This is a genomic window from Streptomyces sp. NPDC055013, from assembly GCF_053608645.1.
Window position 1 is genome coordinate 38,736 of the sequence record NZ_JBSGVW010000050.1, and the last position, 18,468, is coordinate 57,203.

An 18,468-nucleotide genomic window follows, 5' to 3' on the forward strand; every position below is an offset into this window, starting at 1 on the left:
GCCACCACGGGGGAGGGTGCGTCTTGTCCCAACAGCAGCTCGGACGCGGCCCCTTGAGGGCCCGTCAGCCTCGCCCCGACCCTCCCGCGCCCGACGAGGACCCCTCGGACACCTCGCCCCCGGCGCGCTTCGTCGGCTGGCTCGGCGGCCTCGGGGCGGCGGCCGCCGGGTACGGCGTGTTCCAGTTCCTGTTCAGTGTGCTGCCCGACTCCCTCGACGGTTCGGCCGCGCGCTATGTGATCTCCGGGGTCAGCGGGCTCGCCACCTTCGTCGCGGCCTGGCTGGCGGCGGCGCTGCTGCGGGCCCGGGCGGCAGCGGCGGCCGCCGCCGACCCCGCAGGTGCCGCTGCCGTAGGGCCTGCCGCCATGGCCCCGGGGGCGCCCGGCCCGCTCCCGAAGGTCTTCGCCTCCGCCTACGGCACCCTCGTCGACCAGGTGTCGGTCGTGGCGGACCCGGAGCGCGGGCGCCTCACCGGCTGGCCGCACTCCCTCGGCGAGAACACGCCCTCATGGCCGACGCCCGTCGGTACGGCGTACGGCCTGCACATCATGCTCGACCTGGGCGTGCCCGACGGAGGGCTGAGCACCGGCGACCTGGTGGACACCCTGTGGCGGCTGCGGCTCCCGGACGGCGGCTGGTCGGCGCGGTCGCAGGGCTCCGAGGCCCGCCCGGAGGTCACCGCCCTGGTGCTGGGCGCACTGGCCCGGGCCGGCACGTCCGCCGAGCGGCTGGCAGCCGAGGTGGACCGCTGCACCGGCGCCTTCACCCGGCAACTCGACCGCGCCGGACTGGAGTCGACCCACGTCGTGACCACCGTGCTGCGCGGGCTGCTGCGCGCCGCACCCCGCTCCGAGATCCTTCCCGCGCTGCGCGAGGTCCTCGCGGACGGCGCGATCAGCGACCCTCGCCGCGAGCATCTGCGCTGCTGGGGCTACCGGTTGCAGCCGCCGTACGGCAGACCGTCCCCGCTGCACACCGCGCAGGCCGTCGTCGCGCTGGACCGGGCCGCCCGGGTCCTGGGCGAGGACACGGACGCGCGTGGCGCCCGGGCCCGGACCGCCCGTGAGGACGGCGTCCGCTGGCTGCTGTCCTGTCCGGACGCACCGCACGACACCTGCCCGGACCTGGAGAACCTGCACGAGGAGGTTCGCCGGCCGCGTACGGACGACCCGTCCCGCCACGAGGTGCTGAACGTACGGCACTTCACCGCCTCCTGGCTGGTTCGCGCCCTGCTCTCGCCGGGCGCGCTGGAGATCGCCCGCGCCGACGGGCTGGAGGACGAGTGGCGGGTACGGCTGGACGGGGCCGTCGCCGCGGTGTGGGCCGGGCAGACGGACGGCATCTGGTCCTGGGGCCGGGGCGGCAGCACCGAGCTGCGGCGGCCCATGTGGATGACCTATCAAGGTCTTTCGGCGCTGCGCGCGCATGCCGTATGGATGTACCAGCCGGATGGCTGAACCCGGATGTGACGAGCGGGGTTGGAGCGAGCGGGCGTTGGAGGATGAGCGCGTGGGCGGTCGGCAGGTCCTGGGGGCACGGAGGCTGCTGGCCGAATCGCTGGACGGTGAACTGCCCGAGCACGAGCGGGTGGCCGCGGCGCGCCGCGTCGTCGCCGAACTCGGCTCACCCGACCGCCTGTTGGAGCTGATCGCCGAACTCGCCGCCGGCGAGGGCGACCCGGAGGGCTGCGCACGGCTGTCGTACCGTCATGTCCTCGGCTTCGACAAGCTGCTGCTGATCGACGGCGGTCCGCGTCAGATGCTCCGCGCGCACGTGTGGCATCCCGGCGCCGGCGCGATCGGCGAGGAGGACATCCACAACCACCGCTCGCCGCTGGCCTCCTATGTCGTACGGGGCCGACTGGCCATGGAGCTGTACGAGGTCGGCGACAGCGTCGGCGACCTGGTGGCGGCCCGCTACGAGGAGTCGCTCGCGGAGCGCTCGGCCGACTGGGTCCTGAGGCCGGCCGGTCCGGCGCGGCTGCGGCTGACGCACGTGGGACAGTACGCGGCGGGCAGCTCGTACGCCCTGCCCGCGCACACCCTGCACCGGGCCTGGTGCGACACGGACGTGCCCACGGTGACGCTGTTCCTGGAGACGGGCGCCGAACGGCGGGACCACACCGATGTGTTCACGGCGGCGGGCCCGCACCCGGGCGCGGTGGCGAAGGTGCCCCTGCCGGTCGGGGACTATCTGGATGCGCTGCGGGACCTGGCGGAACGGCTCAGGGCCCGGTGAACGCCTGTTGCACGATGTCGAGGTTGTACTCGTCGATCTCGACCGACGTCAGCTCGGCCCGGTCGAGCCAGGCGGCGGCCTGGTCGGGCTCGGGCAGGGTGACCGCCGTGGACAAGGGCCTGACCAGGAAGTTCTCCTGCCAGTTCTTGATCTCGTGACCCCGGTAGTCGCTGAGGAACGAGGACTCGCCGACCTTGCGGACGATCTCGCCGAGCAGTCCGGTCTCTTCCTTCAGCTCACGCAGGGCCCCGTCCTCGGGACTCTCGCCGGGCTCCAGCTTTCCGCAGGGGACACCCCACACCCGTGGCAGGAACCGTTCCCTCTCGCTGCGGCGCACCAGAAGCACCCGCTGCTGGTCGTCCATCACGACGGCGGCCGCCAGTCGCCTGTCGCCGGGGATGTCCATGGTCATGGTTCCTCGGTCCCTCGCCGGTGATGAGTCCAAAGGGTCTGATACCCGGGAAAGGGTCAAGCCTAACAGGGCGCGCCTCACCGTCGCTGTGAGTCAGATCGCCCCGACGGGCTCCCCTACCCCCGGCGGGCGAGGGCGTCCACGGCGCCGTAGGAGGGGGCCGCCGCGCCCGGCGCCCGGCCCTCCCTGATCGCCTCGGCCGCTTCCAACGCCGCGCCCAGCGCCCGGCGGTAGAGCAGCGAGCCGAGACTGACGCGGCGAACGCCGAGGTCGGCCAGGTGGGGGACGGTGGGGCCGGTCGGTGCGTAGAGGATGTTGAGCGGAACGTCGAGGTGCCTCACCAGGGCGGCGATCTCCCGGGGTTCGCTGAGCCCCGGCACGAACACGCAGTCGGCACCTGCTTGTTGATAGGCATCGAGGCGGTCGATCGTCCCCGTGCCGTCCCCCGTCCAATACGTGTCGCTGCGGGCGTTGACGAAGAGGCCCGGTGCCGCCGACTTGACCGCGGTGATCTTCGCGGCGTGCAGCGCGGTGGAGCCGAGACGGTCCTCCAGGTTGATACCGACGGCTCCGACGGCCGTGAGGTGCCGCGCGAACTCCCCCACCTCGTCGGGATCCTCGCTGTAGCCGTCCTCCGCGTCGACGGAGAGCAGGTACGGATCCGAGCCGAGGGCCAGGGCGAGCCGCAGTGTCTCGTCACGGGTCTCCGACGCCCCGTCGGGCAGACCGGCGGCGGCCGCGACGCCGAGGCTCGTCGTGCCGATCGCGCGGAATCCCCGCTCCGCCAGTGCTCGCGCCGAGGCGTGGTCCCAGGCGGTGGGGAGCAGCAGGGGCTCGTCGCGGTGGTGGAGTTCGGCGAACGTCGTCATGAGGGGGCCTCGGGTGGTCGGGCGGTCAGGACAGGTCTCCGACGGCATCGGCGTAGTACGTCGATCCCTCCAGGTGGCGGGCGATTTCGCGGAAGCTCCAGCCGTGGCCGGGCGAGTCGTCGAGCTGGTCGTCGCTCAAGGCGTCGAGCCGGTTGGCCCAGACGCGGGCGAGCCGGGTCAGCCGGCTGCGGGCCTCGTCGAGGTCCTGCGGGGTGAAGGGCGCGAGGTCCGCCTCGATGGTGATGGCGGAGGCGTGCCAGTGGTCGGGCCGGGGCTCCTCGCCCGCCAGCCGGGCCTCCAGTTCGGCCAGGTGGTCGATCAGATGGTCGGCGACGCGGCGGATCGCCTTGTGCGGGGTGTAGACGCGGTCGTCGACATGGGCGAGCGTGCCGTCCCAGTTCGGCCAGGTCGCGGCCAGGGCGAGGACGTGGTCGACCATGGCGGTGACGGCGTCGGCGGGGGTGAGCCGGGCGGTTTCGGTCATGCCCCGAACGCTAGGCGCCGGTCGTTTCGGTGCCGGCCGAAGTGACCCGGCGGTCGTCGGCGCCCCCGTCGTACTGTTGCGGCGATCACCATCGCGACGAGAACACACGGGGCACGCATGACCGTTCACCGACCGGGACTCCCGCAGGACCTGCCGCCGGGAGAGGTGCTGTGGGCACGGTGGGCGCTGCTCGCCGCCGTCAAGGCGACCACCGAGCAGGAGGAGCGCCCGAGCGTGCACCGGATCGGGCACTGGATCGACGAGGTGGGCCTGCACCGGGACGACTGCGGCTGCACCTGGTGGATCATGTCCAGGATGGGCGAGGGCCGGTTCGTGCTCTACGGCGAGGACGAGTCGAGCGGCGTCAAGTGGCACGAGCCGCCGATCGACATGCTGGCGGGCGGCCCCGACTGGCTGCCCTACGCGGAGCTGCGCGACCGGCTGGAAGGGTACGAACTCGGCTGCGTCTACTGGTACGAGAACGGCGCGTGGAACCGGGCGCCCTACCCCGACGGCCTCAAGGACGACGGCCTGGACTGCGGCATGAGCGACTTCGTCGACCGCGGCAGCCTGCTTAGGGAGCTGGAGCTCCACTTCGCCGGCACGACCGCCGGTCCGGGCGCGGACGGCCTCCTGGCCGACGCCGAGGCATACGGGCTGGACGCGCGGTTGCTGCTGGAGCACGTGCGCGCCCACCCCGACGGTGACCCGGTGGACCCGCCCGCCGTGGCCAGAGCACTCGACCGGGCCGGCATCACGGCCCAGGGGGTCAGGCGCTGACCCGCACGCGGACACCTTCGCCGTCCGCCAACCGCACGTGGACCGCACGGCCGTCGGTCCAGCGGACATGGATCCCGCCGTCGTCGTCCACGCGCACGGTCACCAGCTCGTCCAGCGGGGCGGGTTCCGGTTCGGCCGTGAGCCGGGCGAGGGCGACGAAAAGGGTGGGTCCGGCGTCGGTGACGCCGGTGAGGTCGTCGTCGAGCCGGGCGGCAGGGCGGAGTTCGGCGCGGACCCCGTCCCGTGCGGCCCAGCCCGTGATCCGAACCGGCGTTCCTGCCGCCGCACCTGCCACCAGGTGGGCCCGCACCTCCACGGCCCCCTGCGCGAGCACCACGCTCGTCACCCGCGTTCCGTCACCGCCCGAGTGCCGTGAGGCCGCCCAGCCCTCCCCCGCACCGAGCGGCAGGATGTCCGTACGGCTCGGATCGTCGCCGACGATCACGCTGTTGTCGTACGACGGTGCGGGCGTCGTCGCCGTCGAGTAGGCGAGCCGCGTGTAGTACGGGTCGTAGCGGACGTCCTCGCTGCCGTGGTTGTGGAGGCGGACCAGGCCGTCCGAACTCGTGGACTGCACAAGCCAGTTGGGGGCGGTGATGGCGGTGATCGCATCCTCGCGCTCGGCGGGCCCCGGTTCCTCCTGCGCCGTCCACACGGCGTGGTCCGCCGGCAGGAGCAGACCGAGGAAGCCCTTGCTCGCCCAGTACGGGGACGCCGGGCCCGAATAGCCCTGGAGGATCGCCTCGTCGGGGCCGTGCCAGCCGAGGGTCAGCAGCCCGTTCGCGTCCACGGCGCCCCGCTCCAGGAAGTACTTGAGCGCGCCGGAGGAGATCCTCCGGGTCTCCCCTGCCGCGAGCGGTGTGCGGCCCGTGAGGGCGCCCAGCCACAGGGGGGCGGTAGTGGCGAAACGGTAGGTCAGGGAGCGGCCCTGGTGCAGGGGGCCGCCGTCACCGCCGAACAGGCGGGCGTAGTCGTCCAGATGCCGGGAGAGCCGGCCGCCGTACAGGTCGAGGAGCTTTTCGTCCTGCGCGAGCCAGGCGTGCAGCACGGGGTACAGGTGCATGGCCCAGCCGTTGTAGTAGTCGAACTTGCGGCCGTCGCCGTCGGTGTACCAGCCGCCGCCGACGTACCACTTCTCGATGCGCTCCAGCCCCCGGTCGATCGCCTTGCGGGACTCCTCGGCCTCATGTCCGATCTCCTGGAGGAAGCCGCCCACGGTGACCGGGAACAGCTCCCAGTTGCAGGGCCAGGCCTCGGCGGTCACCGCGTCGCCCAGCCAGGCCGCCGCCCGCTGCCGCACCGGGTCGTCCAGCCGGTCCCACAGCAACGGCCGCGTCAGCCGCAGCGCGAGCGCGATCGAGGCCGCCTCGACCAGGGGCTGGCTGCGGTCCTCGACGCGGGGCCAGACGCCGCGGACGCCGGCCGCGAGGCCGTCGGCATAGCGCTCCAACACCGTCTCGTCCCGGCGGAACGCCGCCAGCAGCAGCGTACGGGCGTAGCCCTCGAGACCGTCGGAGAGGCGACCCGACCAGCTCTCGTGGTCGCCGGGGAGATGGTAGAGGGCGCGGTCCTCGGTGGCGTACGGCTCCACCGCGGCGAGCAGGGCGTCGGCGGCCGCCTCCCAGTGGGCGCGGGTGTAGCCGGTGCGCGGGCTGCGGGTGCGGTCTTCGGGAGGCAGGTGCATCGGGTCTCTTTCTCGCCGGCTCGGTCCGGACCTGGGACGCCCCGGTTCCGGTCGGAGCGCCCCAGGGGTTCATCCCACCCGCATCAGGCGCTCCGGCACCAGACGCCGGGCGACGAGTTCGTCGCGGACCAGGCCCGCGTACGTCGTGGCGCCGTGCACGGAGGTGTGGGTGTTGTCCCGCTTCTCGTTGTAGAGGTAGAGCGCCTTGGACGCCTCGACGCCGAGGGACTCCACCAGCGCCTTCGTCTTCGCCGTGAGGTCGATCAGGGGGACGTCGTGGGCGGCGGCGACGGAGCGGACGACGGCGGGGTGGTCCACGCCCAGGCCGTTCACGAGCAGGGCCGTGTCGTTGTTCAGCGTGCCGTCGGAGTTGAACCATCGGCGCACGACGGGCGTCACCAGGACCGGCTCCCCGCCCTTCTCCCGCACGCCCGCCACCAGGGTCTCCAGATTCACCCGGTACGTCGCCTCGTCGGTCGTCTTGTCGTTGTGGGCGAGCTGGATCAGGACCAGGTCGCCGCGCCGGATCTGCGGCCGGACGGTGGCCCACAGGCGCGCGTCGGCGAGGTAGCTGACCGTGCTCTCGCCGGAGTCGGCGTAGTTGGCGACGGACAGGCCCTTGCGCAGGTACTGCGGAAGCTGCTGGCCCCAGCCGGAGTACGGGTCGCCGGGCTGGTCGCAGACCGTGGAGTCGCCGACGAGGAAGATCTGGCGGGCGTGCCGGGCCGGGGTCACCTCGATGTCGGCCAGGGCGGGGGCCGAGCCGCCGAGTTGCAGGTCGAGGCCGGGCGTTCCGGCGGGGCCGGTGGGCTCGCCCTCGGGGGTGCGGACGTTCACGGTGAAGCTGCGGGCGACGCGTTCGCCTGCCTCGGCGGCCGTCTCGGGGAGCAGGGAGCGGCGGGTCTCCCCGCTGACACTCGTGCTCGACGCGGCCTCGCCGCCGAGGAGGACCTTCACGTCGTACGTTCCGGGCGGGACGTCGAAGTGGCAGGCGGTGGCGGTGCAGTGGGCATGGGCGGCCCGGGCCGGTACCGCCGTCAGCAAGGGCACGGCACTCAAGGTGGCGGCCAGCAGTACGACGGAGTTGAAACGCCTCATGCGTGACTCCTCCCTCGGGTGGACGCGGCGTGCGCCTGGACCGTACCCGTTTGGACAAGCGCTTTCTAGATACTGACGAGAATTCGACATCACCCCCAGTCAAGACCAGCGCAAGCACTTTCAGGAGTCAGGTTCCGCGTGTCCACTGCTGGTTCGTCGCCCCGTTGCACGCGTATGTGATGACAGCGGCGGAGTTGGCGATGGACGCGCCGTTCACGTCCAGGCACTCCCCGGTCGCGCGGGACTTGACGGTCACGTAGGAGCCGGTCGTGGTGACCGACCACTGCTGGCCGGCCGAGGAGGCGTTGCAGTTCTCCTGGGTGACCGTGGTCGCGTTCTCCTGGACGCACAGGGAACTGTTCCTGACCATCAGCTGGTAATAGCCGCTGCCCGCCGACCTGAACCAGTACTTCTGGTTGCTGCCGCCGTTGCAGTCGTACTGCTTGATCTGTGCGCCCTGCCACAGCGACTGGCCGGTGACGTCGGCGCACTTGGAGGAGTGCCGTGCGATCAGCGTGTTGTACGTGGCGCTCGTCCCGCTGATCGATCCGGTGGCCGTGTCGACGGTGACCTCCGGGGACCAGGACATGGCCATCGAGGTCGAGGTGGGGAAGGTCAGCGGCAGCCAGACGTAGCGGGAGTCGTTGACGGTGCCACCGAAGGAGTTGCCCCAGCGGTCACCGAGGTAGAGGTAGGAGGTGGTCGAACTGCCCTGCACGGGCAGGACGTACGCCGTCTGTGAGCCGTACGTCGTGGAGTCGCCGACGTTCGTCATCGCCGTCCAGGGACCGGCGATGCTGGTGGCCGTGGCGTACTGCTGCTGGTTCGGGCTCCAGCCGGTCGCGCCCGAGGTCAGCATGAAGTAGACGCCGTTTCGCTTGAACAGGGCGGGGGCCTCGCGGTGGCCGCCGTGCCAGGGGTCGGCGACGAGGCTCGCGATGCCGGTGTAGTCGTCGGTCAGGCGGTAGATCTGCAGGTCGTAGTTCTCGCGGGCGGCGGAGATCATGTATCCGGCGCCGTCGGTGTCCACGAAGACCGTGATGTCGCGGGACATGTGCCCGCCGAGCGGGCGGAAGCTGCCCTGCCAGGTGTAGGTGCCGTCGACCGTGTCGGACACGGCGACGGCGGCGCGGGCCTCGCTGTAGTCGACGCCGTTCTCCTTGTGCATCCACATGACGAACTTGCCGGTGGAGGCGTTGTACATGACCTTCGGGCGCTCGATGTTGGCGGTGCCGAGCTCCGGGTCGGAGGCCTGGGTCAGGACGTGGTTCCTGAACTCCCAGTTCTTCAGGTCGGTCGAGCGGTAGGCGTCCACGTACCGGAAGGTGTTGTCGGCGTTGCGGTTCTCGCCGAACCAGTAGTAGTACGAGCCGACCTTGATGACACCGCCGCCGTGGGCGTGCACCGGATTCCCCGAGGTGTCGGTGAACCGGGTGCCGTTGGTGATGGTCCGGGGTGCGGCCTGGGCGGGCCCCGCGGTGGCCAGGGCGCCGGCGAGGGCCAGACAGAGGGCCAGCAGAGCGGCGTAGGCACGTCTCATCTCACGCACTCTCCTCGACAGTTGCGGCGGTCGCGGCGGCCGTGTCCGCCACGGGTATGCCGAAGTTCGGGGTGCCGTCCGGGTTCCAGCCGAGCTTCTGGACGCGGGTGTGACGGTTGGGGTCGTTCAGCGGGTCACCGACGATCTCCTTGTACTGGCGGGCGTGGTAGACGAGGACATCGCTGCGGCCGTCCTCGGCGACGGTGAAGCAGTTGTGGCCGGGGCCGTACTGCTTGGTGGTGTCGTTGCCGGTGAAGACCGGGGTCGGGGACTTCGACCAGTTGGCCGGGTCCATCAGGTCGGCCTCGGCGTCGACGGTCAGCATGCCGACGCAGTAGTGGTGGTCGGTCGCGGAGGCCGAGTAGGTCAGGAAGATCCGGCCGTTGCGCTTGAGGGCGTACGGGCCCTCGTTGACCTTGAAGCCGACGCACTCCCAGTCCAACTCGGGTGTGGACAAGCGCACTTGGGGCCCGGTCAGGGTCCACGGGTTCGCCATCTCGGACAGGAAGAGACCGGTGTTGTTGTCCAGCCCCGGCTCGTGCTGCGCCCAGCAGAGGTAGCGGGAGCCGCGGTGGGTGAAGGTGGTGGCATCGAGGGAGAAGGTCTCCCAGGCGGTCCTGACCTGCCCCTTCTCCACCCAGGTGCCCTTGAAGGGGTTGGGGTGGGAGTTCTCCAGGACCCAGATGCGGATCTGCCACACGTCCTCGGCGGGCGCGGCGGCGAAGTAGATGTACCACTTGCCGCCGATGCGGTGCAGCTCCGGTGCCCAGATGTGCGCGCCCATGTCGCCGGTGGGGTGGGCCCGCCAGATGACCGATTCGGCGGCCGTGGACAGGCCGTTGAGGGTGCGGGAGCGGCGCAGGACGATGCGGTCGTACTCGGGGGCGGTGGCCGTGAAGTAGTAGAAGCCGTCGGTGTGGCGGTTGATGTGGGGGTCGGCGCGCTGTCGGACGAGGGGGTTCACGTGGGAGGCCGCCTTCGGGGGTGCGGCGTGGGCGACACCGGGGAGGGCAGAGGCGGCGGTCAGGGCTCCGGCGGCTGCGGCGCCCTTCAACAGCAGTCGGCGGCTGGTGACTTGGTGAGAAGGGGGCTTTTGGGGCAGATCGCGATCGCGGCTCATGCGGGGGGTGCCTCTCGGGGAATGTGTGGGGACGTTCGAGATAACGAACAGAATCTGTCATTACGAACGACTGAAAGGTAAGGGTGAGTCACCAGGAGGTCAACGAGTCCGGCGAGACAAAGCGAAGCGCCAAGTTTCTGTTATCGGCGCCCGGCTCCGCCCGTCTCCGATCAGGTCGACGACACCCTGCGGCTGCCGCTCCTCGACCACGGGGGCGCACGAAGAAGACCGGCGCCTTCAGCGGCTTCAAGAGAGCGAGAAGCTCCAGTTGGACGACACCACCCATCGGATCAACTACCGGAGCGGCGACGGCAACGACGTAGTCCTCACCGCCGTCATCGCGAGCCTCTCCCCCCGTCCCCCGCAGCACGAGTGCCGCCGCCAATGGCCTCGGCAGGTGGCCGTACGTCCTGACCGCGGGGCTGCACGTCGGGCCGGCGGTACCGGCGACGAGGTTCGGGCGCGGCCGCGGACGCCGGCCGGGTGGGCGCACACGGCGTAGGGAGCGGCAGCCCGGGGCGCTCAGGGTCGTCCCACCTGCTGATACCCCGCCCCGCCTCGACTACCGTCGTCATCATGACCAGCACCATCACCCTCGCCGAAGCCCTCGCCGCCGGGACCGTCGTACTCGACGGCGGGATGTCCAACCAGCTCGAGGCCACCGGGCACGACCTGAGCGACGAGCTGTGGTCGGCGCGACTGCTCGCGGAGCGTCCGGAGGCGATCACCGAGGCGCATCTCGCCTACTTCGAGGCGGGGGCGGACGTGGCGATCACGTCGAGCTACCAGGCGACCTTCGAGGGATTCGCGAGGCGCGGGATCCCGGAGGGCCGGGCGGCCGAACTGCTCGCCCTGAGCGTGGAGTTGGCCCGGGAAGCGGCCCGCCAGGCGCGGGGCAGGGGTGTTACCCGGCCGCTGTGGGTGGCCGCGTCGGTCGGGCCGTACGGGGCGATGCTGGCGGACGGCTCCGAGTACCGGGGGCGGTACGGGCTGAGCGTCGACGAGCTGGAACGCTTCCACCGGCCCCGCCTCGAGGTGCTGGCCGGTGCGCGGCCCGACGTACTGGCGCTGGAGACGGTCCCGGACGCCGACGAGGCGGAGGCGCTGCTGCGAGCGGTGCGTGGGCTCGGCGTGCCGGCCTGGCTGTCGTACTCCGTCGCCGGGGAGCGCACCCGCGCCGGGCAGCCGCTGGAGGAGGCCTTCGCCCTGGCCGCCGAAGCCGACGAGGTGATCGCGGTGGGCGTGAACTGCTGCGCGCCGCAGGACGTCGAGGGCGCCGTCGAGATCGCCGCCCGCGTCACGGGCAAGCCGGTCGTGGTCTACCCGAACAGCGGCGAGGCCTGGGACGCGGAGGCCCGGGCCTGGTCCGGCGAGGCCGGCTTCGTCTCCGAGCAGGTCGAGGCGTGGCGGGCGTCAGGGGCTCGGCTGATCGGCGGGTGCTGCCGGGTCGGCCCGGAGGCGATCGGCTCCATCGCCCGGACTCTGACGGCGGCGCGGTAGCCGGCAGAAGCGCACCCGGCTCGGGCCCGCGCGGCGGCATCCAAGGTCGGGGGCGCCGACCGACGGGCACGGATCGTTTACACACGTCCCGACGCTTGAGGCGGGGACGCCGAGGCCCCCGACGCGGGGACGCCAACGCCCGACGCCGCATGCCCCGAAGGGGCAGCGGGCGGGAGGAGGCGCGTCGGCGTGGTCGTCGTGTCAGTGGCGGCGGACCGCGCCGGGCAGGCGAAGCCGTCGTACGACCGATCGCATCTCCGTGCCGCGCGGGGGCGGCGCATCGTCGGCAAGGGCCGACGTGGGCATGGCTTCTGGCGGGGCGGCCGTGGCCCACAGGGCGAGTTCGGGGTCGCGGGGGCCGAGCGCGGTGCGGGTCTCGCCGTCGCCGAAGATCCGCACCGGGTGCGAGTCGTCCCAGGGCTGCCACCCCGGGTCGCCCTGCACCGCGAACCGCACCCATGTGCGGTGCATCTCGTGGGCCAGCTCCTGCGGCGCTCCCTCGCCGGCCAGCTTGCGGGACTCGGGAACGTCCCCGGTGTCGAAGACGAAACCGAGCTCCAGGGCGTGGCAGGCGCCGAGGTCGGGGAGGGTGGAGGGCCAGGCGAACTCGTACACGTACGACGATCCGGGGCGGGCGTCGGCCAGGCGGTGCAGGGGCCCGCGCAGCAGGTGGTCGGTGACCATCTGGCCGACTGTCTCGGCGGTGCCGGCCTCGGGGTGCAGGGCGCGGTAGCCGCGGGGCACGTCGGCGCCGGCACGGCAGCGGGCCATGGCGCCGGCCAGGGCGACCGCGCCGAGCCGGTCGACGCGTTCCAGGAGCCCGCCGGGCACCAGCCACAGCCGGTACTCGTCGCGGGTCCAGCCCATCATCAGGTCGACGCCTGAGGCGGCGTCACCCTCCGTGAGCGCCTCCAGGGGGTCGCGGGGCACGATGTCGCCGTCGACGACGATCCCGAAGGCCGGCCCGCCCACGACGGGGCTGCTGAGCCGGCCCACTTCGGCCTGGGTGCGCAGGAGCAGCTCCCGGTCGACGTCGGCGAAGGCCGCGGCGGTGGCCGGGATCTTGAGCCGGGTGGCCATGCGGCGCACCATCCGCCGTACTTTGTCCCGCTCGGCGGTCTCGGGCGGCCCGCTCTGCAGGATCGCCCGCCGGACCAGGCCCTGGGCCTGCGGGGCGGCGAGCAGCGCGCCGATGCTGATCGCGCCGGCGGACTGGCCGAACAGGGTGACGCGGCCGGGGTCGCCGCCGAACGCCGCGATCGAGGCGTGCACCCACTCCAGGGCGGCCAGTTGGTCGCGCAGGCCGGGGTTGGCGGGGGCGTCCGGGAAGTAGCCGTAGCCCTCGACGCCCAGCCGGTAGTTGACGGACACGAGGACGACGCCGTCACGGGCGAAGGGCCGGCCGTCGTACACGGGTACGCCCGAGGAGCCGCGGGTCAGGGCGCCGCCGTGCAGCCACACCATGACGGGCAGCCGGGCGGCGGGGCCGGGCTCGGGGGTCCAGACGTTGAGGTTGAGACAGTCGTCGCCGGGCACAACGGGGTCGGACAGGTACTGCGCGAACGCCTCGGAATACGGCGGCTTGGGCGGCGTCGGCCCGAAGTCCGCGGCCTCGCGCACACCGTCCCAGGGCTCGGGCGGCACGGGCGGCCGGAACCGGTGCGGGCCGAACGGCGGCGCCGCGTAGGGAATGCCCCGGAACACCGCGACGCCGTCTTCGTACCGGCCCCGCACGGCACCGTAGGGCGTGCTCACCACGGGGTCTGCCTGGACTGCCGTCATACGTCCACCAGCCTCCTCACCGCGCTCGTGCACCGTGAAGATCAGAGCAACTCATTGTGGCCCGATAATCCGGCGCACGGGCGGTTGTGAGGGCTATTCGGCTTACCCGGCTACTTGGCGTACATCAGGATTCCGAAGCCGAGCTGGTCGAAGCCGCCGCTGTCGGAGCCGTAGTCACCGCCGCCGCCGTCGAGGGCGACCCAGAAGCACATCGTGCATCTCCGATCCGCAAGGGGGACCAGCTGCCGGTGGTGCCCGCCTCGTCGAACTCGGGCCTGCAACGTGCCAGTTGGTTGCGCGAGCAGACCACCAGGCCCACGGAGAACGGGCCCCCTGGCACCGGTCGCCGGTCCAGGGCAAGGGCTTCGCTCCTCATCTCACCGATTGACCGGTCCAACGACCGGATCTACGGTAGAAGGCGCTTTCTGAACGTGTTCCGTTCAGCGTCGCCAGTGTCTCGACTCAGTGCTCAACTCAGTGCTCACCTCGGCGCCTCAGGAGAGTCATGCCCAGCCCGCACCCCTTGAGGGCCGTGTTCGCGATGGATCCGGTGCACCTCCCCCATCTGTTCCCGCCACCGCTCATGGCCCGACTGCGGCAGGCGGCCGAGCTCGACCCCACGCTCGTCGTACGAGACTTCACCGACCCGGCCGTAGCCGGGGTCCTCGCCCGGACCGAAGTGCTCATCACCGGCTGGGGCTGCCCCCACCTCGACACCGGCGTCCTCACCGCCGCGCCCGGACTGCGCGCGGTACTGCACGCCGCCGGCTCGGTACGCTCGCTGGTCGGCGACGCGCTGTGGAAGGCCGGCGTCACCGTCTCCAGCGCGGTGGCCGGCAACGCGCTGCCGGTCGCGGAGTACACGCTGGCGATGATCCTGCTCGCCGGGAAGGACGCCTTCGGCCATCGGGAGCGATTTCGCACCACCCACGCCTACCCGACGCATCGCGAGACCGCCGCGACCGGCAACGTCGGCCGCCGGGTCGGCGTCATCGGGGCGTCGCGGGTCGGCAGACGCCTGCTGGAGTTGCTGCGGCCGTTCGACTTCACGGTGCTGCTGCACGATCCGTACGTCAGCGCCGCCGAGGCCGCCGAACTGGGCGCCGAATCGCTGTCGCTGGACGACCTGCTGCGGCGCAGCGACATCGTCAGCCTGCACGCGCCGGACATCCCCGAGACGTACCGGATGCTCGACGGGGAGCGACTGGGGCTGATCCGGGACGGGGGCGTACTGATCAACACCTCGCGGGGGGCGTTGGTCGACCCCGTGGCGCTCACGGACGAACTTGTCTCCGGGCGGCTGCACGCGGTGCTCGACGTGACCGAGCCGGAGCCTTTGCCTGCGGGGTCGCCGCTGTATCACCTGCCCAATGTCTTCCTGACCCCTCATATCGCCGGGTCGCTCGGGAACGAGTTGGAGCGGCTCGGGCGGATCGTGGTGGAGGAGTTGGAGCGGGTGGCGGGGGGCGGGGGGTTGGTGCATGAGGTTCGGGAGGGTGATTTGGGGCGGGTGGCGTGAGGGTGGGGCGTTGCGGCGGCCTGGCCCTGCAGCCGAGGTGCCGAATGTCTGGCTCGGTCGCCTACGGGCGCCTCAGCCGGTGTCGTCGGCCCGGTGAGGTCGGTGGGCACTTGTTCGGCGCTGGGTGAGTGCCCACCAACCTGAATGTGCCCGGCGTTGGGCCCGCATCCGGTGGATCTCGTCGACTCGGCGTTCACGGCCGACTTCAAGGGATTCCGTCCCACCTGCTGGTGACGGTGGGCGCGTTCGAAGTTTCGAAAGCCGCGGTCCGTGCAGTCCTTGGAACTCCTGGCTCTTCCGGACTCATCGCGGCGAACCTAGGGTAGGAAGCGCTTACTGTTTCCGCGCTGGTCGAAACTTTTCAGGGCCCTCGGGCGGGCCGGAGAGGTGGTTCCCGATGGTCCGTACGGGCGGTGCGAGCGTGGCGGCCGGTCCTACCCTGGCGGTCGTGGCCCGTGAGGCCGGGGTGTCCGTGCCGACCGCGTCCAAGGTGGTCAACGGCCGCGAGGACGTGGCCCCCGAGACCCGCCGCCGGGTCACCGAGGCACTGGACCGGCTCGGCTATGTCCGCAGACCACGCTTCGACGCGGCGAAGACACCCGGGCTGGTCGACCTCGTCGTGCACTCCCTGGACAGCTCCTGGTCGGGCGCGGTGCTGCACGGGGTGGAGGCGGCGGCCCACGACGCGGGCCTGGAGGTGGTCGTCTCGGCCGGGCTGACCCGGACGCGGGGCGGCCGTCCGGAGCGTGGCTGGCTGGACAAGCTCATCGCGCGCGGCTCGTCGGGGGTGCTGTTCAACCTGGCCGAGCTGACGGTCTCGCAGTACGCGTGGCTGGAGCAGCACCGCGTCCCGTTCGTGATGATCGACCCGGTGCTGGATCCGCCGCCGGGCGTGGTGTCGGTGGGCGCGGCGAACTGGCACGGCGGTGTCCTCGCCACCGAGCATCTGCTGGCGCTGGGCCATGAGCGGATCGCCGTGATCGCCGGTCACCAGCGCAAGATGTGCAGCACCGCCCGGGTGGCCGGCTTCCGCTCGGCGCTCGCCTCTGCCGGGGTGCGGCACCGTCCCGAGTACGTCCGGCACGCAGGCTTCGACGAAGGTCTCGCCCGCCGCCGCATGCTGGAGCTCCTCGACCTGCCCGAGCGGCCGACGGCCGTCTTCGTCTGCTCGGACCGGATGGCCCTCGGTGTGTACGAGGCGCTGGCGGAACGCGGGGTGAGCGTGCCCGACGACATGAGCGTCGTCGGTTTCGACGATCTGCCGGAGGCCCGCTGGATCGCCCCGGCCCTCACGACGATCCGCCAGCCGCTGTCGGAGATGGCCGCGACGGCGTTGCACCTGCTGGTGCGGATGATGGACGGGGAACGGCCGGAGAGCACCCGGACGGAGCTGTCGACACGGCTGGTGGAGCGGGCGAGCACGGCGGGGCCGCCCGGGCTGTCCCGCTGAGCCCTTCACCTGGTTGGCCGGGGCGGGCCCCCACTACGGGTGCTGGGGGTGCCCGGGGCCGCTAGCGTCGAAGGGCAGGTCGAGCAGCTCGGGATCTTCCAGAGGGAGCGTGGTCGGTGTGGCCCGGAACCGCCGTCTGATCCTGAGCTCCCCGTCGAAGGTCTGGAGCCTGCTGTCCGACGGCCGCCGCTACGGGGAGTGGGTGTCGGGAACACAGCAGGTCCGCGCCGCCGATGCGCACTGGCCCGCCGTGGGCGCCCGTCTGCAGGTCCGGGTCGGCGTCGGCCCCGCGGTCCTGGACGACACGTGCGTCGTGCGGATCTGCGAACCGGAACGCCGTCTGGAGCTGGAGGCGAAGGCCGACCCCTTCGGAGCGGCACGCATCGCCATGCAGTTGATCCCGTGGGGCGAGAACACGCTCTTCATCCTCGACTGGCACGCCCTGCGCGGCCCCGGCGTGCGCATGCACGGGCTCCCCGTCGACTATCTCGTCCGGATCCGCAACGGCATGATGCTGACGAAACTCGCCCGGATCGCGGTGCGGGAGGCCGACGACAGGACCGTTGACGCCCACATGCACTGAGCCGATGCCCGACGCCGTGCTGTCATGCCGACCTTGATCGCGTTGGACCGACAGGGTGGTTGATGCGCCGCCCGGCCCGTCCGCCCTGGTGGCGACCTTGATCGTTGCTAGCTTCGCGAGCTGTCCGAGGGTCCCGAGGGCCTCGAGCCGAGGTGGGGCCATGGCGATGAGCTGAGGCGAGAGGCGAGAGTGACGGGTATGAGCGAAGAGCCGGACAGGCAGACAGTTGCCCCGTTCAGGCGCAGGAGTTTCCTGGCGTCGGCCGCGCTGGCGAGCGGCACCCCGGCCGCGGTGGCGGCCGCCGGTCCCGCGCAGGCTGCCGCACTGCCGGCCGGCGGTGTGCTTGCGGCGCCCGCCCTCGGGTCCGTGGCGCGGCTGCTGGCCGTTCCCCAGGAAGGCCGCGGAGTCGACTGGATCAGGTCGGCCCTTCAGGTCGCCGTCGCCCTGGAACTCGCCACCATCCCGCCCTACTTCTGCGGCTTGTGGTCCGTCAAGGACCGCCGCAGCGAGGTCGCGCGGCTGATCCAGCGCATCGTCGGCGACGAGATGTACCACCTCGGCATCACCTGCAACCTGCTCGTGGCCGTGGGCGGGACACCGCAGATCAAGGCCGCCGCGCCCGTCTACCCGGGCCCGCTGCCCGGCGGTGTCCGTGCCGGAGTGAACGTCTACCTGTCGGGCCTCACCAAGGCCTTCGTCCGCGATGTGATGATGGCGATCGAGGCCCCCGAGGAATCGCTCGTCCGGAGCGTGCGGACCTCACCCACCGTCGGCGAGTTCTACGAGGGGCTGCTGAACGCGTTCCGGACGGTGCGGCCGGAACTGTCGGTGCGGGGGCAGCTGTCCCAGTACGTCTTCTCCGACGACCTGTCTCCGGTCGAGAACCTCGACCACGTCGAGCAGGCGATCCGGATCATCATGGAGCAGGGCGAGGGCACCACCAGCTCACCGTCCGCTTCCTTCGAGGACGACCACCCCGCGCACTACTACGCCTTCGGCGAGATCTACCACGGCCGGGAGCTGCGCCGGACCGACGACGGCTGGCAGTACGTCGGCGGGCCCGTGCCCTTCCCGGACGTGCGCCCCATGGCCCCGATCCCGGTCGGCGGCTGGCCCAACCCGCCCGCCCACGTCCGCCAGCTCCTGCACCGGTTCGACGCCACCTACAGCACCGTGCTGGACACCCTCGACGCGGCCTGGGCCGGCGGCGGCCACCGCACCCTGGGCGCGGCCATCCACGCCATGCGCGGCCTGGAGGGGCCCGCCGTGGAACTGATGGAGACCCGCAACCCCTACGTCGCCGGCACCTACGGCCCCCAGTTCCGGGCGCTGCGCAGGCGGCTCCCGGCCTCGTGACCCCCGTAAACGGCAGCCGTGCTCGGCGGGCCCCGGCGCGAGACGAACGCGCC

Annotated in this window: 16 protein-coding genes; 8 read left to right on the forward strand and 8 right to left on the reverse strand. The window is 71.9% G+C overall.

Annotated elements, in window-relative coordinates; all coding sequences use genetic code 11:
* The first annotated feature begins 23 nt into the window (after positions 1–23).
* The gene (locus ACWGDB_RS38345) at positions 24–1,457 is read left to right on the forward strand and encodes a hypothetical protein (RefSeq protein ID WP_453826688.1); all 1,434 of its coding nucleotides are present in this window, start codon (positions 24–26) and stop codon (positions 1,455–1,457) included.
* A gap of 52 nt (positions 1,458–1,509) precedes the next feature.
* Complete coding sequence (locus ACWGDB_RS38350; protein ID WP_453826689.1) at positions 1,510–2,238, forward strand: hypothetical protein; 729 nt, start codon at positions 1,510–1,512, stop codon at positions 2,236–2,238.
* On the opposite strand, the gene ACWGDB_RS38355 is transcribed toward ACWGDB_RS38350, so the two are convergent.
* The 3 genes from ACWGDB_RS38355 to ACWGDB_RS38365 all read right to left on the reverse strand — a co-directional run bounded on the left by ACWGDB_RS38355 (position 2,225) and on the right by ACWGDB_RS38365 (position 4,003).
* A complete protein-coding gene (locus ACWGDB_RS38355) occupies positions 2,225–2,650 on the reverse strand; it encodes an NUDIX hydrolase (RefSeq protein ID WP_453826690.1) in 426 nt (141 codons plus the stop codon). The genes ACWGDB_RS38350 and ACWGDB_RS38355 overlap by 14 nt on opposite strands.
* A gap of 116 nt (positions 2,651–2,766) precedes the next feature.
* Positions 2,767–3,519 (reverse strand): isocitrate lyase/PEP mutase family protein, encoded by a 753-nt coding sequence (locus tag ACWGDB_RS38360; RefSeq protein ID WP_453826691.1) that lies wholly within the window; start codon positions 3,517–3,519, stop codon positions 2,767–2,769.
* A gap of 25 nt (positions 3,520–3,544) precedes the next feature.
* Positions 3,545–4,003: a hypothetical protein gene (locus ACWGDB_RS38365; RefSeq protein WP_453826692.1), complete on the reverse strand. Its 459-nt coding sequence runs from the start codon at positions 4,001–4,003 to the stop codon at positions 3,545–3,547.
* 117 nt (positions 4,004–4,120) lie between these two features.
* Between ACWGDB_RS38365 and ACWGDB_RS38370 the strand changes: the two genes are divergently transcribed.
* On the forward strand, positions 4,121–4,783 hold the full coding sequence (locus ACWGDB_RS38370) for a hypothetical protein (RefSeq protein ID WP_453826693.1): 663 nt from the start codon (positions 4,121–4,123) through the stop codon (positions 4,781–4,783).
* Here the strand turns inward: ACWGDB_RS38370 and ACWGDB_RS38375 are convergent.
* The 4 genes from ACWGDB_RS38375 to ACWGDB_RS38390 all read right to left on the reverse strand — a co-directional run bounded on the left by ACWGDB_RS38375 (position 4,773) and on the right by ACWGDB_RS38390 (position 10,225).
* The gene (locus tag ACWGDB_RS38375) at positions 4,773–6,467 is read right to left on the reverse strand and encodes a DUF2264 domain-containing protein (protein ID WP_453826694.1); all 1,695 of its coding nucleotides are present in this window, start codon (positions 6,465–6,467) and stop codon (positions 4,773–4,775) included. The two genes, ACWGDB_RS38370 and ACWGDB_RS38375, sit on opposite strands and share 11 nt — an antisense overlap.
* A gap of 69 nt (positions 6,468–6,536) precedes the next feature.
* Positions 6,537–7,565, reverse strand: a complete 1,029-nt coding sequence (locus ACWGDB_RS38380) for a rhamnogalacturonan acetylesterase (protein ID WP_453826695.1) — start codon at positions 7,563–7,565, stop codon at positions 6,537–6,539.
* Positions 7,566–7,692: 127 nt separating this feature from the next.
* Positions 7,693–9,105 carry an RICIN domain-containing protein gene (locus ACWGDB_RS38385; RefSeq protein ID WP_453826696.1) on the reverse strand — a complete coding sequence of 471 codons (1,413 nt, stop codon included), beginning with the start codon at positions 9,103–9,105 and terminating at the stop codon, positions 7,693–7,695.
* A 1-nt stretch (position 9,106) separates the two neighbouring features.
* Complete coding sequence (locus tag ACWGDB_RS38390) at positions 9,107–10,225, reverse strand: glycoside hydrolase family 43 protein (protein WP_453826697.1); 1,119 nt, start codon at positions 10,223–10,225, stop codon at positions 9,107–9,109.
* 576 nt (positions 10,226–10,801) lie between these two features.
* Between ACWGDB_RS38390 and mmuM the strand changes: the two genes are divergently transcribed.
* The gene (gene mmuM / locus ACWGDB_RS38395; protein WP_453826698.1) at positions 10,802–11,725 is read left to right on the forward strand and encodes a homocysteine S-methyltransferase; all 924 of its coding nucleotides are present in this window, start codon (positions 10,802–10,804) and stop codon (positions 11,723–11,725) included.
* A 201-nt stretch (positions 11,726–11,926) separates the two neighbouring features.
* On the opposite strand, the gene ACWGDB_RS38400 is transcribed toward mmuM, so the two are convergent.
* The gene (locus ACWGDB_RS38400) at positions 11,927–13,507 is read right to left on the reverse strand and encodes a carboxylesterase/lipase family protein (RefSeq protein ID WP_453826699.1); all 1,581 of its coding nucleotides are present in this window, start codon (positions 13,505–13,507) and stop codon (positions 11,927–11,929) included.
* A 505-nt stretch (positions 13,508–14,012) separates the two neighbouring features.
* Between ACWGDB_RS38400 and ACWGDB_RS38405 the strand changes: the two genes are divergently transcribed.
* From ACWGDB_RS38405 to ACWGDB_RS38420, 4 genes are all read left to right on the forward strand, one after another.
* Complete coding sequence (locus ACWGDB_RS38405) at positions 14,013–15,026, forward strand: hydroxyacid dehydrogenase (protein WP_453826700.1); 1,014 nt, start codon at positions 14,013–14,015, stop codon at positions 15,024–15,026.
* Positions 15,027–15,423: 397 nt separating this feature from the next.
* A complete protein-coding gene (locus tag ACWGDB_RS38410) occupies positions 15,424–16,476 on the forward strand; it encodes a LacI family DNA-binding transcriptional regulator (protein WP_453826701.1) in 1,053 nt (350 codons plus the stop codon).
* 118 nt (positions 16,477–16,594) lie between these two features.
* Entirely contained in the window at positions 16,595–17,059 is a 465-nt protein-coding gene (locus tag ACWGDB_RS38415; protein WP_453826702.1) for an SRPBCC family protein, read from the forward strand.
* 198 nt (positions 17,060–17,257) lie between these two features.
* Positions 17,258–18,415 carry a ferritin-like domain-containing protein gene (locus ACWGDB_RS38420; protein WP_453826703.1) on the forward strand — a complete coding sequence of 386 codons (1,158 nt, stop codon included), beginning with the start codon at positions 17,258–17,260 and terminating at the stop codon, positions 18,413–18,415.
* Positions 18,416–18,468 lie beyond the last annotated feature (53 nt).

Excerpts from the sequence above, each read along its gene's own strand:
- ACWGDB_RS38360 (WP_453826691.1), bottom strand. The coding sequence starts at position 3,519 with ATGACGACGTTCGCCGAACTCCACCACCGCGACGAGCCCCTGCTGCTC.
- ACWGDB_RS38375 (WP_453826694.1), bottom strand. The coding sequence starts at position 6,467 with ATGCACCTGCCTCCCGAAGACCGCACCCGCAGCCCGCGCACCGGCTAC.
- ACWGDB_RS38405 (WP_453826700.1), top strand. The coding sequence starts at position 14,013 with ATGCCCAGCCCGCACCCCTTGAGGGCCGTGTTCGCGATGGATCCGGTG.
- ACWGDB_RS38400 (WP_453826699.1), bottom strand. The coding sequence starts at position 13,507 with ATGACGGCAGTCCAGGCAGACCCCGTGGTGAGCACGCCCTACGGTGCC.
- ACWGDB_RS38370 (WP_453826693.1), top strand. The coding sequence starts at position 4,121 with ATGACCGTTCACCGACCGGGACTCCCGCAGGACCTGCCGCCGGGAGAG.
- ACWGDB_RS38380 (WP_453826695.1), bottom strand. The coding sequence starts at position 7,565 with ATGAGGCGTTTCAACTCCGTCGTACTGCTGGCCGCCACCTTGAGTGCC.
- ACWGDB_RS38355 (WP_453826690.1), bottom strand. The coding sequence starts at position 2,650 with ATGACCATGGACATCCCCGGCGACAGGCGACTGGCGGCCGCCGTCGTG.
- ACWGDB_RS38365 (WP_453826692.1), bottom strand. The coding sequence starts at position 4,003 with ATGACCGAAACCGCCCGGCTCACCCCCGCCGACGCCGTCACCGCCATG.
- ACWGDB_RS38385 (WP_453826696.1), bottom strand. The coding sequence starts at position 9,105 with ATGAGACGTGCCTACGCCGCTCTGCTGGCCCTCTGTCTGGCCCTCGCC.
- ACWGDB_RS38390 (WP_453826697.1), bottom strand. The coding sequence starts at position 10,225 with ATGAGCCGCGATCGCGATCTGCCCCAAAAGCCCCCTTCTCACCAAGTC.
- mmuM (WP_453826698.1), top strand. The coding sequence starts at position 10,802 with ATGACCAGCACCATCACCCTCGCCGAAGCCCTCGCCGCCGGGACCGTC.
- ACWGDB_RS38420 (WP_453826703.1), top strand. The coding sequence starts at position 17,258 with ATGAGCGAAGAGCCGGACAGGCAGACAGTTGCCCCGTTCAGGCGCAGG.
- ACWGDB_RS38410 (WP_453826701.1), top strand. The coding sequence starts at position 15,424 with ATGGTCCGTACGGGCGGTGCGAGCGTGGCGGCCGGTCCTACCCTGGCG.